The following is a 15,723-nucleotide window of genomic DNA, read 5'->3' as shown; positions in this document are numbered from 1 at the left end:
TCTGAGCCGCAGATGGTTGGCGCCGGCCCGTTGCTTGTACGAACATAATAGTTATGGCCGTACAAGCACGCGGCCGGCGACTGCTCATCCTCGGCATCTGCTGCATGAGCCTGCTGATCGTCGGCCTCGACAACACGATCGTGAACATCGCGGTGCCGGCGATCGGGCGCGACCTGAACGCGCCGCTCTCCGGCCTGCAGTGGGCGATCGACGCGTACACCCTCGTGCTGGCCAGTCTCTTGATCATGGGGGGCTCGACCGCGGACCGCCTCGGCCGGCGCCGCATCTTCCAGACCGGGCTGGTGGTCTTCGCGCTCGGCTCGCTGCTGTGCGGGCTGGCCCCGACGCTGGGCTGGCTGATCGCGTTCCGCGTCGTCCAGGCGATCGGCGGCTCGATGCTCAACCCCGTCGCCATGTCGATCATCACCAACGTCTTCACCGACCGCCGCGAGCGCGCCCGGGCCATCGGCGTGTGGGCGGGCGTCGTCGGCCTCAGCATGGCGCTCGGCCCGGTCGTCGGCGGCCTGCTGGTGCAGACCGTCGGCTGGCGCACGATCTTCTGGATCAACGTGCCGATCGGCATCGCCGCGGTCGTGCTCACGGCGCTCTTCGTGCCCGAGTCGCGGGCGCCGCGGCCGCGCCGGGTCGACGTTGCGGGCCAGATCATCGTGCTCGTCCTGCTCGCCAGCGCGACCTTCGCCATCATCGAGCACGAGCCGATCGCCGGGGCGGTGGCCGTGGTCGCGCTGGTGGCCCTGCTGCTGGTCGAGCCGCGCCGCCCCGAGCCGCTGGTCGACATCACGCTCTTCCGCAGCCCGCCGTTCGCCGGCGCCACCGCGATCGCCGTCGCCGCGTTCGGCGCGCTGGCCGGGTTCCTGCTGCTCAACACGCTCTACCTACAGGAGGTGCGCGGCCTCTCGCCGCTGCACGCGGGCCTGCTCACGCTGCCGATCGCCGCGATCACGGTGGTGCTCGGCCCGGTCTCCGGCCGCATGGTCGGCGCCCGCGGGCCGCGCGCGTCGCTGCTCGTCGGCGGGGCCGGCATCCTGGTCAGCGGGGTGCTGCTCACGGGGCTCACCCCGCACACGCCGCTGCTGTGGGTCGTGGCCGCCTACGTCGCGTTCGGCATCGGCTTCGCCATGGTCAACCCGCCGATCACCGTCACCGCCGTCTCGGGTCTGCCGGTCGCTCAGGCCGGGGTGGCCGCGGCGTTCGCCTCGACCAGCCGCCAGTTCGGCTCGGTGCTGGGGATCGCGGTCCTCGGCGCCGTGGTCACCGCGGGGCTGCACGGCCGCGCGATGCCCGTCGGGTTCAGCCCCGCGAGCCATGTGGGCTGGTGGATCGTCGCCGGGTGCGGCGCCGCGATCCTGGTCATCGGTACGCTCACCACCGGTACGTGGGCGAAAAGCCGAACCCCTGATGCGGAGCTCGTCGATGCCTGAGTCGCATGTGCCCGATGCGCGGGAACGCGCCGGTGAGGTCTGGCGCGCCATGCTCGCGCTGGTGCACGAGCGCCACGACCGGCGCAAGGAGGTCTGCGAGGCGCTGGACCTGAGCTTCGTGCGGATCAAGGCCCTGCGGCGTCTCGCGGGCGAGCCGATGACCATGCGGGAGCTCGCCGGGCGGCTGCAGACCGATGCGCCGTACACCACGCTGGTCGTCGACGACCTGGAGAAGCGGGGTCTTGTGCGACGGGAGCCGCACCCGTCGGACCGGCGGGCCAAGCTCGTGACGACGACCGACCTGGGTCGTCGCGAGGCGGCTCGGGCCGAGGCGATCATGACCCAGCCGCCGCCGCAGATGTTGGCGTTGCCGCCGGAGGAGCTGGACGAGCTGGCGCGATTGGTCGCGAAGCTCGAATCCTGACGCGAAAGTCGATTCCTGACGCGAAGATCGATTCCTGGCGGGTAGCGCCGATATGCCGGACGCGGTGCGCCGCGACATATCGGGTGCATCTCCCGGTCAGGGCGCGAGGCCCTGGGGAAGCCGGTGCGTCAGCGGGCGCCGGCTGGGGTGAGGGCTTCCTCGCAGAGCTCGCGCGCCCACTGGATGCGGCTCAGGGCGACGTCCGGGCGGTCGCCGAAGACCTCGGCGGCCTGTGCGTAGCACTCGTCCCGGCCGAGGCGGCTGAGGGTCGAGGACACCGTGGCGCGGACCGTCTCGGCGTCGGGGTGGGAGTAGCAGGGTGTGTCGGACACGAACAGTGCCATGCACAGTGCCGGGTCGACCGGACGAATCGTCATGGTGGATCACCTGTTCAAGGGGGCGTGAATGACTGTTCCACCGTGCCTCCGGACGGTTGTCCGGTGCCTCGCGGCCAGCGGGGCTTCTGGCTTCTGGGTTTGCCCACCCCCGCATACCTGCTGGCTGCTATAGGCACCTCAACCGCTTGCATCCTCCGTGAGGGGGATCGTGATGGACAGGCGGGTGCCGTTGCCGCGGCGGCTGGCGATCTGCATGGTGCCGCCCAGGGCCGCGACGCGGTCGCCGAGGCCGGTCAGGCCGGTGCCGGTCCCGGGATTGGCGCCGCCCACCCCGTCGTCCTCGACGGACAGCGACAGCGACGCGTCCGTGGCCGACGCGGTCACCGAGATCAGCGTGGCGTGCGCGTGGCGGATCGCGTTGGTGAGGGCCTCGGCGACGACGTAGTACACCCCGATCTCCACCGACGCGTCGAGCCGGGACGGCAGGTCCAGCCGCACCTCCACCGGAACCGGGGAGCGGCGGGCCAGGGAGCGGATCGCCGGGCTCAGGCCGCCCGCGGACAGGATCGACGGGTGGATGCCGCGGGCCAGCTCGCGCAGCTCGTCGATGGCCTCGGACAGGTCGCTGCCGATGCCGTGCAGGCGGTCCTGCAGCCCGCCGCCGGCCTCGGTCTCCGTCGCGCGCAGGGCCAGCAACAGGGCGATCAGCCGCTGCTGGGTGCCGTCATGCAGGTCGCGCTCGATGCGCCGGCGGCTCTCGTCGGTCGCGGCCACGACGCGGGCGCGGGAGGCGGTCAGGTCGGCGCGGGCCTGGGAGTTGGCGATCGCGCTCGCCACCAGCTCGGTGAACTCGGCGGCCCGCTCGGCGTCGTGCTCCCGCAGCGGCGACGCGCACGTCGACAGGGCCTTCAGCACGCCCCAGGTGCGGCCGGCCACGATGACGGGGGCGCCGATCGCCGAGCGGATCGTCAGGTCGCCGAACTCGCGCTGCAGGAAGTCGGCGCTGTGCGTGCCGGAGAGGCGGATCGGGCGGCCGGAGCGCAGCACCTGGCCCGCCACCCCGTTGTCCTTCAGGTGCACGCGGCCCAGGTCGACGCGGTGCGCGGGGTCCCGGCTCCAGCTCGCCACGATGGTGCCGCTGCCGTCGGGCTCGAAGCGCAGCAGGACGGTCGCGTCGGCGTCGAAGAGCTTGCCGGCCTCCTCGGTCACCGCGGCGAACACGTCCTCGGCGGGGCGGCCGCGGGCGGCGACGGTGGCCACCCGGCGCAGCGCCGCCTGCTCGGCCGCGACCGTGCCGAGCATCGTGCGGTTCTTGTCGAGGGCGGCGACCATCGCGTTGAAGGTCCGTTGCAGCGCCCCGACCTCCACCGGGGCGTCGGTCGGCACCCGCACCTGCAGGTCGCCCCCCGCCACCCGGTCGGCCGCGAGGACCATCCGGTGCAGTGGCCGCACGACCATGACCGCCAGCGAGCGGGTGAGGAGCGCGACCGCGAGCAGCGCCACCACGAACCCGGCGAGCCCGGCGACGAGCGCCCGCCGCCCGGCGTGGTCCGCGGCCGCGTGCATCCGGTCCACGCTCATCCGCTGGTTGTTGATGAAGTCGTCGAACTCGGTGCGCAGGGCGGCGATCTGTTGCTGGCCCTCCTTGATCGACTGCGGGTCGATCTTCGCCGGATCGCCCGACTGGTCGTCGGCGATCGCGGGGTCGGCGAACTTGTCGAGGTAGGCCGTGACGTCGCTGTTCAGGCGGGCCACCCGCGCGGCCTGGGCCGGGGTGTCCGACACCGACGAGGCGAGCTCCTCCTGCCGCAGGGGGATCTGCTGCTGAGCCTGCACCCAAGGCTCCAGCAGCGTCCGGTCGTGGGTGAGGGCGTAGCCGCGCCGCGCCGCCTCCACGTCGAGCACCAGGCGCTCCAGCGTGCTGCCGGCCGAGACCGCCCGCTCGGCCTGGCTGACGACCGCGACCGAACCGCGCAGTTGGTACACCGACACGAGGATCATCGCGAACGCCGCCGTGATCAGCACGGTGAACAGCGCGCTGGTCACCGCGAGCCGGACGGTCAACCCCCCGTGCATGGGGAGGTGTTTACCCGGGATCGCGGGGATATGTTGGATTTGATGGCATCCGAGTCAGTTGTGATCGCGGACGACGACGTCCTCCTGCGCGAGGGGCTCGCGAGCCTGCTCGATCGGCAGGGGTTCGCCGTGACCGGGCTGGCCGACGACGGCCCGCACCTGCTGGAGCTGGTCGAGAAGCAGGCCCCCGACATCGCAATCGTCGACATCCGCATGCCCCCGACGCACACGACGGAGGGGCTGGGCGCGGCCCGGGAGATCCGCCGCCGCTTCCCGTCGGTGGCGATCCTGGTGCTGTCCGCCTTCGTGGAGGTCGAGCACGCGATCGAGCTGCTGGCCAGCGGGGAGCGGATCGGCTACCTGCTGAAGAGTCGCGTCACCGACGTCGACGAGTTCGTGGAGACCCTGCGCCGCGTGCACGACGGCGGGACCGTCGTCGACCCCGCGGTGGTGCAGGAGCTGGTGGCCGCGCACCGCCGCCGCGACCCGCTCGGCGGCCTCAGCCCGCGCGAGCGGGAGGTGCTGGCCCTCATGGCCGAGGGGCGCTCGAACGCGGGCGTGGCCAAGGCGCTGTGGGTCACGGAGGGCACCATCGAGAAGCACGTCCGGTCGATCCTGACCAAGCTCGACCTGCCCGAGACGGACGAGACGCACCGCCGGGTGCTCGCCGTGCTCACGTTTCTCGAAGCGGCGTCTTCTGCAACAGGTGGCTGATCGCGCTGCCGGACAGCTGGTCCTTGGACAGATAGCCGATCGCCGGGCTCTCGGCGAGCAGTTCGGCCAGGTCGTCCGGGTCGAGGCTCGAGACCATGATCACGAAGCTGTGGCGGATGCGGTGGGCCAGGTCGAAGCCGCTCTCCGCGCCCAGGCCGACGTCGACCAGCACGACATCCGGCTCGTGCTCCTCGACGGCGAGCAGCGCCTGGCGGATGTCCGATGCGGTCGCGACGACCGCGATGCCCTGCGCCGTCAGAAGCCTCCGGGCGCTCACCCGGAAACGCTCCGAGTCGTCGACGATGACGCAACGGATCGTCATGCGGTAACCATGCCACCGATGCGGGTGGGACCGCCTTGATGTTAACGGGAAAAAAAGAGGCCCACCCGTGGCGGCGGGTGGGCCTCCGGCTCTCGGCGGCTCGATCTTCCCTGACTAGAACGTTCCCCTGACTAGAACGTTCCCCTGACTAGAACGTTCCCCTGACTAGAACGTTCCTTGGGCGTTGCACTTGTAGCCCTGGTCGAGGCAGTCCCGCACCCGCTGGGCGAGGGCGTCGGGCTCCCAGGCGTTGAAGAAGTCGGCGTGCATCGAGTAGCCGTTGCCCGACGAGAGCGTGATGCCGTTCGTGTCGGTGTTCAGCGGGTAGGCGATGACGAAGGAGACCGACGGGATCGGCACCGGGTGGCTGGCCGGGCAGGCGCCGGTGTGGTCACCGTTGGCCATGTGCGCCTTGTGGTCCGGGCTGTCCAGGTGCACGCCGTCCCAGCAGTCCGGGAACGTGATCTGCCGGACCAGTTCGGCGGTCTTGGCGCAGATCGGGTATTCGCCGTTGGCGGTGCGCCCGACCTCGCCGCCGACGCCCGCGCACCAGAAGTGGTTGCCCTGGTGGTCGGGGGTGTCGCTCTGGTTCTTGGCGTCCCCGCTGATCATTCGCAGCCCGAACGGGAAGGGCTGGGTCCTGCTCGGGTCCTTGAGCCGGGAGCCGTAGTAGACCGTCACCTCTTTCGGGTCCACGACCTTGCCGTTGCGTGACAGCGTGGGGATCCAGTACGCCGAATGGTCCTGCGCGGGCGTGCAGGTCGTGCCCGCGGCGATCAGCGACTCGGCCGTGGAGTTCGCGTTCGTCGACCGGTTGCCCAGGAACGTGTGGTCGTGGGAGGCGCCGGCCAGCCCGGGCAAGACGATCGGGTCGTCGGGGGCGTGGTGGCTCACCGTGCAGGCGGCGTGGAACTCGGGCACCTTCACCGGGTTGTTGGTGATCGGCGCGGGCCGCCGGGCGAAGAACGCCGCGGTGTCGGCCTGCTGCTTGGCCGGGTCGACGCTGGGCCAGCCCGGGACCGCCGTCGGGCTCTGCGACGGGGACGACGGCGCCGGGGCCGAGGGCGAGCCAGGCATCGTCGCCGTCGGCGTGCGCTTGAACCGCAGCCAGTTGACGTTGACGAAGTCCCCGGCCTGCGGGCTCTTGAGCAGCAGGAACACGGTCTGCCGGCCGGTGCGCCCGGTCGTGCTCACCGCGGTCTTCGTGGTCCAGGTCTGCCAGCCGCCGGTGTACCCGACCGGGTAGCTCGCCAGCAGCTCGCCGTCGCGGGTGGCGGCCCGCAGCTCGATCGTGCCGCCCGTGCGGCTCGCCGCGGCGACCCGGACGCTCGCGGTGAGCGAGCCCGGGCCGCCGAGGTCGACGTTGTCGTAGCGCATCCAGTCCCCGTCGGCGAGCCAGCCGACGTTCTTGCCGCCGCCGACGTCGCCGGTGTTCTCGGTGCGGGCCCCGCTCTGCGCGCTCCACGCCTCGGCCTGCACCATGCCCGCGGTGTCGACCTGCTCGGCGCCGGCGGTCGTGGTGAGGATGAGGCTGGTCGCCACGGCCCCCGCGATCGGCACCAGCAGCAGGGCGAGCAGGGTCCGGCGCCGTTTCGGCGGGCGGCTCGGCGTCACCACGTACGGGTTGAGCCGGGGGTCGAGCGGCATGGCCAGACCGTATGCATGGGAGAGCGCTCTCTCAAGGTCCCTAAGTCGAAACTAAACCGGGTCTAAGGCGGCCCAAGGCGATCAGGCGTCTCGTCGGCGCAGGGTGACGTACCGCCGGCCGGCGCGGCGCGGGACCTGGCGGGCATTTAGGCCCTGTCCTGAGCGTCGGCCAGCATCGTGGTCGACACCTCGATGCCGGCCCGGACCGTCACACGGCCCGCGCTGGTCGGGAGCGGCCGGTCGAACGCGGCCCGCAGCCCGGCCGCGAGCCGCTGCGCCGCCCGCGCGTCCGCGCCCGGCAGCAGCACCGCGAACTCGTCGCCGCCGAGCCGGGCCACCACCGCGCGGGCCGGGGCCGTGCGGGTCCCCGCGTACGCGGCGTCGCGGAGCCGGTGCGCGGCCGCGGTCAGCACCTCGTCGCCGACCGCGCGGCCGTGCAGGTCGTTGACGGTGCGGAAGTCGTCGAGGTCGACCACCAGCACCGCGTAGGGGCGCCCGTCGGCGGCGGCCGCGTTCAGGTGCTGCCAGAGCAGGGCGCGGTTGGGCAGGCCGGTGAGGGCGTCGTGGTAGGCCGCGTGGTGCAGCGACTCCTCGTAGACCCGCTGGGCGCTGATGTCCTGCAGCGTCCACACGGTGCCGGCCCCGCCCTCGACCGGCAGCGCCTCGATGAGGACGTCGCTGGTGGAGCCGTCGGCGCGGGTGAGCCGCGCCTCGTAGGTGTCCCGGCCCTCGCGCGCCAGGTCGGCCAGGCGCAGCGGGCGCCCGTCGAACGTCTCGAGCGCCGGCTCGCCGCCGATCAGGTCCCGCGCGGCGGGGTTGGCCAGGACCACGGTGCCGTCCGGGTCGGTCACCAGCACGGGGGAGGGAAACCGGCGCAACACCGTGTGCAACAGCGCCGACTGGGCCCGGTGCCGGTCCCGCGCCTGGCGCAGCAGGGCGTGCGCGGCGATCCCGAGGAGCGCGACCACGGCCATCGACCCGAGGACCGGGATCGGGGTGAACGCGGCGGCCGCGACCGTGGCCATGGCGATGGCTGTGACTGTGGCGATGGCTGTGACTGTGGCTGTGGTCATGGCGGGCTTGACGCCCAGCGTCCACATCGGGTCCCGTCGAGCCATGCCCCCGACATCGGCCCGCACCCGGCCCGCGACAGTGCGGACCGGGTGCAAGCCGGGAGTTCAGCCCAGCAGCGGCTGGCCGCTGGAGAACACGTTCGCCGGGTCGTAGGCGTGCTTCACCCGCAGCAGCCGGTCCCGGTCCGCGGCCGACCAGTTCGCCCGGATCGTCTCCGCGTCCGCGCCGCCCGAAAAGTTCAGCAGCCCGCCCGGGAACCGCTCGACCGCGAGCACCCGGTCCGTGGCCGCGTCCACCGCCGCCTCCAGGCCGGGCGCGCCGATGCCGATGACGAACAGCGAGTACGCCGCCCCGCGCCCGCTGACCGCGTTCGGCACGGCCGCCGGGCGCCCCAGGGCCCCGCCGAGCTGACGGATCTCGACCATCGGCAGCGGTACGTCCACGCCCGCCCCGGCCGCCGCCAGCACGTGCTCGACCGTCTCCGCGGTGAGCTCGGCGAGCAGCACGCCGCGCTCCCGGCTCGGCATCGGGTCGACCGGGTCGCGGTGCACGGCGTCGACCGCCGGATACGGCAGCATCGCCACGTCGTCGATGACCGCCGGGGCCGCCGCGCGCATCGGGGCCAGCAGCGCGTCGCCCGCCTCGGCGTCGCCCAGGAAGAAGACGCGCAGGTGGGCCACGTTCGCCCCGCGCAGCGGCGGGGGCAGGGCCGGCAGGTCGGGCAGCCGGAGCAGGGCCACCGACGTGCTCATCTCCTCCGGCAGGGTCGCCGACCACTCGCGGTACGCGTGCAGCACCTCGCCGGCGTGCTCCATCGGGAAGTAGATCCCGCCGCCGTAGAAGCCGGCCACCTCGACCAGGCCGAACTCGATCGCGGTGACGATGCCGAAGTTGCCCTTGCCGCCGCGAACCGCCCAGAACAGGTCGGCCTCGTGGTCGACGTCGATGGTCCGCAGCGCGCCGTCGGCGGTGACGATCTCCACCGAGCGCACGTGGTCGGCGGCGAAGCCGAAGCGGCGCCCGAGCGGGCCGACGCCGCCGCCGAGGGTGTACCCGACCACGCCGACCTGCGTCGCCGAGCCGTTGAGCATGCCCAGCCCGTGCGGGGCGCCCGCCGCGTTCACCTCCACGCAGTGCACCCCGGCGGCGGCCCGCGCCGTGCGGGCCACCGGGTCGATGGTGAGCTCGGTCATCCGGTTCGTGGTGATCAGCACCCCGCCGCGGACCGGGCGGACCGCGCCGTGGCCGGTGGACTGCACCGCGACCGGCAGCCCGAGGGTGCCGGCCCAGCGCACCGTCTCGGCCACGTCCTGGGCGCAGGTGGCGCCGACGACGGCGAGCGGCTCGTGGACGGTGGCGACGTTCCAGGCCTGCTTTTCGGCCTCGTATCCTTCGTCGCCGGGAACAAAGACGGGCCCGGCGACCGCCGGGAGAGAAGTCAGAGCAGTGGTCATGGGCCTACGGTGCGCCCGGCCGGTTGGTCAGGACTTGGCGACGACTAGGGCCGCGACTTGAGCCTCGGAGATCTCGACGAGATGGGCGGCCCCGAGACGCCGGTGCGCCTCCAGGGCGGCCCGCGCGTGCCCGAGCGCGCGTTCGGGCTCGCCCAGCGCCGCGGCCAGCTCGGCCAGCGCGAAGTCGAACGTGCCCCAGGTGGTGCCGCCGGTGCCGAGCGGGGGGAAGCGCCCGGCGACGGCTCGATCTCGGCGTAGAGCTCGCGCGGGTCGGGCGTGCCCAGCCGGGCCGAGACCAGCGCCCACTGGAACACGACGAAGTCCCAGCACCAGAGCTTCTCCCGGGCGGCGCCCCACCGCTCGACCAGTGCGCGGGCGCGGGCCTCGTCGCCCGACTCGCACGCCGCCAGCACCGCGGTCGGGCGCAGCAGCTGCAGGTGCGGCTCGTCCGCCCGGCGCACGAGCTCGTCGACCAGCTCGCCGGGGCGGCCCTGGAAGCGGCGGCTGGTGTAGAGCAGCGCGAGCCGGATCCACTGCGTCCCCCACAGGGTCGTGTGCTCCTGCAGCGCGAACGCCTCGTCGACCAGCCGCTCCCCGGCCACCCAGTCCCCCGCCAGCATCGCCCGGCCCGCCTGCGCGTAGCGCACCTGCGCGGCCAGCACCGGGGCGCGGATCCCCTCGGCGAGCCGGACGCAGTGGGTCAGGTCGGCGTCGAAGCCGGCCGCGTCCCCCATGCTGACCTCGATCATCATCCGCTGCAGCCGGGCCATGATCTCGGCCGTGCGCGGCAGGCCGGGGAGGGTCAGCAGCTCGTCGGCGCTCGCCCGGCGTTGCGCCAGCCGCTGCGGCACCAGGGTCGCGCACATCTGGTTGTTCAGCGTGCGGGCCAGCAGCTCGGGGTCGCCGAGGCCGCGGGCGAGCCGCACCGCCTCGGCCGCGTGGGCCTCGCCGAGATCGCGGTCGGGGTGGTGGTACAGCTCGACGGCGAGCGTGCCGAGCAGCACCGCCCGGCGCTCGACGTCGTGCGGGCCGAGCCGGTCCAGCTGGTCGCGCAGGGTGGCGATCATGCGTTCGTCGACGGTGAGGTACGGCCGCCAGGTCCACAGCGTCGCCCCGCCGAAGAGCGTCGCGGCGTCCATCGCCAGCCCGTCGTCGCCGATCTGCCGGGCCAGGGTCAGGGCCTCGTCGAGCATCGCCCGGGTGCCGTCGACGTCGCCGGCCGCCCGCCGGGCCGTGCCCAGCTGGACCAGCAGCCGGCATCGGGCCCGGGCCGCGCCCGGACGCGTCGGGTCCAGGGCGCCGAGGGCGGATTCGAGGTACCGCGCCGCCTCGTCGTACGCCAGCTGCGCCATCGCCAGCTCGGCGGCCCGGGTCGCGTAGCGGACCGCCCGGTCGGCGACCCCGAGCCGCGCGGCCATCGTGAAGTGGTGCACCAGGAGCCCGAGCAGGTCCGGGTCGTCGGGCCGGTCGAACGCCTCGAGCGCCTCGCCGACGCGGCGGTGCAGGCGGGCCCGCTCCAGCCGGCTCAGCCCGCCGTAGACGGCGTCCCGGACGAGCGCGTGCGAGAAGCGGTAGTCCCAGCCGTCGGGCAGCTCGAGCAGCACACCCGCCCCGACGGCCGGCTCCAGCCCCGCCATCACCACCTCGTCCGGCCGGTCGGTCGCGGCCGCCAGGAGGAGCAGGTCGACGTCGCGGCCGATGACGGCGGCGGTCTCCAGCAGCTCGCGGGTGGCCTCCGGCAGCCGCGACAGCCGCCGGGTGATCACGTCGCGGACGCTCTCGGGCACCCCGGACGCGGCGACCGCCTGGGCGTCGCCCCAGCCGTCGGGGTATTCGCTCTCCAGCAGCCGCAGCAGCTCCTGCAGGTAGAACGGGTTGCCGCCGGTCCGCTCCAGCAGCGCGTGCGCGACCGCGCCGGGGCGCTCGACGAACTCGGCGACGTCGCCCTCGGTCAGCGCGGCCAGCCGCAGCCGCTCCGCGCCGCGCTCGTTGGCCAGCAGCGCGAGGGTCTCCCGCAGCGCCGGGCCGGCGTCGGTGGTCTCGGGGCGCAGGGTGGCCAGCACCAGGATCGGCCGCTGGGGCAGCGCCGGCGCCAGGTGCGCGAGCAGCTGCAGCGACGAGGGATCGGCCACGTGCAGGTCGTCGATCACGATGAGCAGCGGGCCGGGGGCGCGGCGCAGCGCCTCGCCCACGGTCTCGTGCAGGTGGAACAGGGCCGTGGCCGGGTCGCGCTCGTGGGTCGTCGCCTTCCCGGCGAGCATGTCCCGCACGTCGGCGGTGCCCGGCAGCGCGCGCAGCACCTGCTGCCAGGGCCAGAACGCGGGGGTCGCGCTCGCCTCGACGCAGCGGCTCCACGCGGTGGTGACGTCGGCGCCGGCCAGCTCCACGGCCCGCTCGGCGAGGCTGGTCTTGCCCAGCCCGGCCTCGCCGACGAGCAGCAGCACCCCGCCGTTGCCCTGGCGCGCCTGCTGGATGCGCGCCGCGATGCGCTGCTGCTCCGCCTGCCGCCCGACGAGCCGGGTCCGCCGCGGCTCCTGGTGGGGCGCCGGCCGGTGGGCCAGCTTCGGGTCCTGGCGCAGGATCGCCGACTCGAGCGCGCTGGGCTCCGGGCCCGGCGGCAGCCCCAGCTCCTCGTCGAGCACCGCCCGGGCGCGGCGGAACGCGGCGAGCGCGTCGGCCTGCCGGCCCTCGCGGTACAGGCCGAGCATGAGCTGGCCCCAGGACCGCTCGCGGAACGGCCGGCGCTCCAGCAGCGCCTGGGCGTCGGCGATGGCCGCGGCCGTGTGCCCGGTGCCGAGCCGCACCTCGGCCAGGTCCTCCAGCGCGCCGTCGCGCAGCTCCTCGAGGCGGGCCACGGCGGCCGCGGCGAACGCCTCGTCGGCGAAGTCGGCCAGCGGCGCGCCCCGCCACTCCCGCAGCGCCGCGTGCAGCCCCTGCTCGGCCGCGGCGAGGTCGCCCTGCGCGAGCCGGGCCCGGGCGGTCTCGACCCCGGCGGCGAAGCGGGCGGCGTCCACCTCGTCGTCGTCGACGGCGAGCAGGTAGCCGGGGTCCCGCGTGAGCAGGACCGCCGGCGGCGTGCGCGGCGCCCGGTCGGGCTCGAGCACGCGGCGGAGCTGGGAGATGTACGCCTGGAGCGTCCCGTACGCACTCGCGGGCGCGTCCCCGGCCCACAGCCCGTCGACGATCCGGTCCACGGACACGACCCGGCCGGGCTCGAGCAGCAGCATCGCGAGCACGGCCCGCTGCTTGCGCGCGCCGAGGTCGAGGGTGTCGCCGTCCGGAGTCCGAGCCTCCAGCGGGCCGAGAATCCGGAAGTCGAGCCGCACGGTCGCCACCATAGCCGCGGCCGCTGCTCGCGGAGATCGTCTTTCGGACTCACCGGGTCAGCGGGTCAACGGTTCCAGGGCTGAGCTGGATGCTCGTCAGCATGTGCTGCAGGACGTCCTTCGGCGTCCCGGACGAACCGGCGTCGATCACGAAGGCCCGGCCGCCGACCTCGATCGCAGAGCCGTCGCGGCCGGACTGGAACGGGACGCCGCCGTAGGAGGCGTTGGGGTGCACGTCGCCGGGGGTGATCTCGGTGAGGTAGAAGGGGGAGCCGTCGTCGGCGGAGCCGAACACGAAGCCCACCGAGCCGGTCCGGCCGGACCAGTCCAGGCGGCAGCCCACCGTCCGGGTGTTCTCCGGGGCCCAGCCCAGGCGGAAGTCGGCCGCGCAGCGCAGCACGCGGTCGAGGCGGACCCAGCGCGCGATCTCCAGCAGGCCCCCGCGCGCGTTCGGGGCCGGCTTCGGGTCCGCTTGCCGGAACTCGAGGCGGGCGGTCGCCCAGATGCCGTCGATCGGTTGCCAGCGCAGCGCCGCCCAGCCGTCGCCCGTCTTCATCTCGCCCTTGCGGCCCGCCTCGGGCAGGGGTGCCACGGCGCCGTCGCCGGTCCAGAGATCCGCGGAGTCGCCCAGGCTCAGCTGATACGTGTCGTAGCCGTTCGGTGACGTGCTGCCCCGGGTCACGCGCAGCGACTCGAGGCCGGCCGCGGAGGAGTACGAGAGGTGCAGGACGTCCGGGTCGGTCACGTCCAGGTGGATCTGGAAGGCGTCGCCCACCGGGGCGCCCGCCGGCAGCGAGCGCTCGGAGCCGGCCATCGGCGGGCGGGGCAGGACGACGGCCGGGGAAGCGGAGGCGGACGGCCGGGGTGGGGTGCCGGCGGGTGCGGGCGGATGGGTGGCCCGGGGCAGCAGGGCGGTCGTGGCCAGGATCGCGGCGACCGTCGCGGCCGCGGCGCCGCCGATGAGCAGGCGGCGGTTGCGGCGGTGGCGCACGCCGTGGCGCACCGAAGCGGCCAGGAGCGACTCGATGTGCACCTCGCCGTCGGCGCGCGCGTGCAGCGCCGTGGCGAGGCGGGGGTCGAGATCGTTCACGGGAGGACCTCCTCGCGGTCGGCGAGCCGCCGGCGCAGGGTCGCCAGCGCGCGCATGGACTGGGAGCGCACGGTCGCCTGGGAGCAGCCCAGGATGCGGGCGATCGTGGCGTCGTCGAGATCCTCGTAGTAGCGCAGCACGATCGTGGCGCGCTGCTTCGGCGGGAGGTCGGCGATGAGCGCCCAGGCGGCCGAGCGCTCCGCGGCCTCCGCGCCGACGTCCGTGGCCGCCGCGAGGTCGCCGAACTCGTCCGTCGCCACCTCGGCCGAGCAGCGGCGGCGGCGCCAGGAGATGTGGCGGTTGACAAGCATGCGGCGCACGTACACGTCGATGTCGTCGGCCCGGCTCACCCGGTCCCAGCGCACGTACGCGCGGCCGAGGACCTCCTGCACCAGGTCCTCGGCCAGGTGGCGGTCGCGCACCAGCAGGCGGGCCAGGCGCACCAGGCGCTCGCCGCGCAACCGCACGTACTCCTCGAACCCGATCACCGCGTCACCGCCCTCATACCCGGCACGACGCTGCGGCCACGGAGCGCTGTTGCATCCGCTGGCGACGATCTTCCCGCACTATCGTCCAGGCGAGGGAGGGCCGCGACGAGGACGGCCGCGGATCCGGCCCAGAACAGCGGGCCCGGGCCGCCGTGCAGGATGCCCATGAAGATCGTCGATGCGGGCCCGCGCCGAGCGTGTGGAGAGGCCCTTGACCGCGGCGAGGTAGGTGAGGAACTCGACCGCGGACACGGGTGACCTCGTGCGCCACGAGGTCGTGCAGGTCCCGGGCCGGCTCCAGCCGCTGCGAGCGCCGGGCCGCGGCCAGGGCGCGGGCGCGCCGGGCGTCCCCGGCCCGCAGGAAGAGCCCGAGCCCGGCGGCGGCCACGGCGCACGCGAACGCGGCGGCGACCACCAGCACGGATCCGTCGAGCCGGTGCTCGGGCTGGTGCAGGGTGACCCGCAGCGGCAGGACGGGGACGGCGAGCGCGGCCAGGGCCGCGACCCACCGGCCCGCCCGGGCGGTGCGCGTCACCGGGATGAGCAGCGGGGTGAACTCGAAGATGAACCAGAGGCCCGCCGGCCGCGGCGGACCCCGGTAGATCGCGGTCACGGCGATCGAGACCACGGCGCCCAGCGCGAGGGCGGGCCGCGCAGCCGCCGCCACGGCGAGCATGGCCGCGACGCTCACGAGCACGCCGGCGGCCCGGGTGAACGGCAGCCCGCACAACACCGGGACGATCAGCAGCAGCAGCCAGAGCGCCCTCACGGCGCGACGACCCCGTGGTTCCAGGCCCCACCCGGTTGCGGACCCCGAGCTTGCGCTGGACCGCGGCGACGTGCGTCTCCACGGTGCCGGGCGAGATCTCGGCGTTGGTGCGGCCCGCCCCGACGTGCGCGGCGATCTCCAGCTCGCGCTCGGTCAGCGGCTCCGGCGACTCCGGGCGCGGGCCGGACAGGTGCCGCAGCAGCTTGACGGTGATCGCGGGGCTGATCAGGCTCTCGCCGGAGACGGCGGCCCGGACGGCCTCGGTGAGCAGGGCCGGGCCGGAGCGCTTGAGCAGGAAGCCGGCCGCCCCGTTGCGCGTACACGTACTCGTCGAGGTCGAACGTCGTCACGACCACGACCCGGGTGGGGCCGCCGGCCAGCTCGCGGGTGAGGGTGAGCCCGTCCATGCGGGGCATCCGGACGTCGACCAGTGCCACGTCGGGCCGCACCGTGCGCACCAGCTCGAGCGCCTCGACCCCGTCGGCGGCCTCGCCCACGACCTCGATGTCGCCCGCGGCCCCGAGGATGCGCCGCAGCCCGTGGCGCACCATCGCCTGGT

At 74.2% G+C, this 15,723-nt stretch carries 13 protein-coding genes and 1 pseudogene; 3 read left to right on the top strand and 11 right to left on the bottom strand.

Features of this window, described 5'->3' with window-relative positions; translation table 11 throughout:
• Positions 1–53 precede the first annotated feature (53 nt).
• Both ACQP2P_RS43475 and ACQP2P_RS43470 read left to right on the top strand, forming a co-directional pair.
• The gene (locus ACQP2P_RS43475) at positions 54–1,442 is read left to right on the top strand and encodes an MFS transporter (RefSeq protein ID WP_433611163.1); all 1,389 of its coding nucleotides are present in this window, start codon (positions 54–56) and stop codon (positions 1,440–1,442) included.
• On the top strand, positions 1,435–1,866 hold the full coding sequence (locus ACQP2P_RS43470; RefSeq protein ID WP_433611161.1) for a MarR family winged helix-turn-helix transcriptional regulator: 432 nt from the start codon (positions 1,435–1,437) through the stop codon (positions 1,864–1,866). Before ACQP2P_RS43475 ends, ACQP2P_RS43470 begins: the two co-directional genes overlap by 8 nt.
• A gap of 128 nt (positions 1,867–1,994) precedes the next feature.
• Here the strand turns inward: ACQP2P_RS43470 and ACQP2P_RS43465 are convergent, their stop codons facing one another.
• Together ACQP2P_RS43465 and ACQP2P_RS43460 are read right to left on the bottom strand one after the other, a co-directional pair.
• Entirely contained in the window at positions 1,995–2,243 is a 249-nt protein-coding gene (locus ACQP2P_RS43465; RefSeq protein ID WP_433611159.1) for a hypothetical protein, read from the bottom strand.
• 138 nt (positions 2,244–2,381) lie between these two features.
• Positions 2,382–4,280, bottom strand: coding sequence for a CHASE3 domain-containing protein (locus tag ACQP2P_RS43460; protein WP_433611157.1), 1,899 nt, complete (start codon positions 4,278–4,280; stop codon positions 2,382–2,384).
• 42 nt (positions 4,281–4,322) lie between these two features.
• Between ACQP2P_RS43460 and ACQP2P_RS43455 the strand changes: the two genes are divergently transcribed.
• Positions 4,323–4,994: a response regulator transcription factor gene (locus tag ACQP2P_RS43455; RefSeq protein ID WP_433611155.1), complete on the top strand. Its 672-nt coding sequence runs from the start codon at positions 4,323–4,325 to the stop codon at positions 4,992–4,994.
• Here the strand turns inward: ACQP2P_RS43455 and ACQP2P_RS43450 are convergent.
• The 9 genes and pseudogenes from ACQP2P_RS43450 to ACQP2P_RS43410 form a co-directional block, all read right to left on the bottom strand.
• Positions 4,954–5,316 carry a response regulator gene (locus ACQP2P_RS43450; RefSeq protein ID WP_433611153.1) on the bottom strand — a complete coding sequence of 121 codons (363 nt, stop codon included), beginning with the start codon at positions 5,314–5,316 and terminating at the stop codon, positions 4,954–4,956. The genes ACQP2P_RS43455 and ACQP2P_RS43450 overlap by 41 nt on opposite strands.
• Before the next feature lie 165 nt (positions 5,317–5,481).
• Positions 5,482–6,963: a DUF1996 domain-containing protein gene (locus tag ACQP2P_RS43445; RefSeq protein ID WP_433611151.1), complete on the bottom strand. Its 1,482-nt coding sequence runs from the start codon at positions 6,961–6,963 to the stop codon at positions 5,482–5,484.
• A 146-nt stretch (positions 6,964–7,109) separates the two neighbouring features.
• Positions 7,110–7,988 carry a diguanylate cyclase domain-containing protein gene (locus ACQP2P_RS43440; protein ID WP_433611149.1) on the bottom strand — a complete coding sequence of 293 codons (879 nt, stop codon included), beginning with the start codon at positions 7,986–7,988 and terminating at the stop codon, positions 7,110–7,112.
• A 153-nt stretch (positions 7,989–8,141) separates the two neighbouring features.
• Complete coding sequence (locus ACQP2P_RS43435; protein ID WP_433611147.1) at positions 8,142–9,491, bottom strand: FAD-binding oxidoreductase; 1,350 nt, start codon at positions 9,489–9,491, stop codon at positions 8,142–8,144.
• A gap of 44 nt (positions 9,492–9,535) precedes the next feature.
• Positions 9,536–12,817: an ATP-binding protein gene (locus ACQP2P_RS43430; RefSeq protein ID WP_433611145.1), complete on the bottom strand. Its 3,282-nt coding sequence runs from the start codon at positions 12,815–12,817 to the stop codon at positions 9,536–9,538.
• 49 nt (positions 12,818–12,866) lie between these two features.
• Positions 12,867–13,907 (bottom strand): hypothetical protein, encoded by a 1,041-nt coding sequence (locus tag ACQP2P_RS43425; RefSeq protein ID WP_433611143.1) that lies wholly within the window; start codon positions 13,905–13,907, stop codon positions 12,867–12,869.
• Positions 13,904–14,392, bottom strand: a complete 489-nt coding sequence (locus tag ACQP2P_RS43420; protein WP_433619521.1) for a SigE family RNA polymerase sigma factor — start codon at positions 14,390–14,392, stop codon at positions 13,904–13,906. The genes ACQP2P_RS43425 and ACQP2P_RS43420 overlap by 4 nt, the downstream gene beginning before the upstream one ends.
• 16 nt (positions 14,393–14,408) lie before the next feature.
• Positions 14,409–15,164, bottom strand: coding sequence for a hypothetical protein (locus tag ACQP2P_RS43415; RefSeq protein WP_433619592.1), 756 nt, complete (start codon positions 15,162–15,164; stop codon positions 14,409–14,411).
• A 28-nt stretch (positions 15,165–15,192) separates the two neighbouring features.
• Positions 15,193–15,715: pseudogene (locus tag ACQP2P_RS43410) on the bottom strand (response regulator); the annotation flags it as partial.
• Between the last annotated feature and the right edge of the window lie 8 nt (positions 15,716–15,723).

Origin of the sequence: Dactylosporangium sp. CA-139114, assembly GCF_050955725.1 — a bacterium.
Taxonomy (GTDB): Bacteria; Actinomycetota; Actinomycetes; order Mycobacteriales; family Micromonosporaceae; genus Dactylosporangium.
Note: the sequence above shows the minus strand (reverse complement) of the source record. Positions and strands in the feature narration are given on the sequence as shown.

Bases quoted from the DNA above. Each gene is read 5' to 3' on its own strand.
- ACQP2P_RS43475 (WP_433611163.1), top strand. From the start codon at position 54: ATGGCCGTACAAGCACGCGGCCGGCGACTGCTCATCCTCGGCATCTGC.
- ACQP2P_RS43470 (WP_433611161.1), top strand. From the start codon at position 1,435: ATGCCTGAGTCGCATGTGCCCGATGCGCGGGAACGCGCCGGTGAGGTC.
- ACQP2P_RS43465 (WP_433611159.1), bottom strand. From the start codon at position 2,243: ATGACGATTCGTCCGGTCGACCCGGCACTGTGCATGGCACTGTTCGTG.
- ACQP2P_RS43460 (WP_433611157.1), bottom strand. From the start codon at position 4,280: ATGCACGGGGGGTTGACCGTCCGGCTCGCGGTGACCAGCGCGCTGTTC.
- ACQP2P_RS43455 (WP_433611155.1), top strand. From the start codon at position 4,323: ATGGCATCCGAGTCAGTTGTGATCGCGGACGACGACGTCCTCCTGCGC.
- ACQP2P_RS43450 (WP_433611153.1), bottom strand. From the start codon at position 5,316: ATGACGATCCGTTGCGTCATCGTCGACGACTCGGAGCGTTTCCGGGTG.
- ACQP2P_RS43445 (WP_433611151.1), bottom strand. From the start codon at position 6,963: ATGCCGCTCGACCCCCGGCTCAACCCGTACGTGGTGACGCCGAGCCGC.
- ACQP2P_RS43440 (WP_433611149.1), bottom strand. From the start codon at position 7,988: ATGGCCACGGTCGCGGCCGCCGCGTTCACCCCGATCCCGGTCCTCGGG.
- ACQP2P_RS43435 (WP_433611147.1), bottom strand. From the start codon at position 9,491: ATGACCACTGCTCTGACTTCTCTCCCGGCGGTCGCCGGGCCCGTCTTT.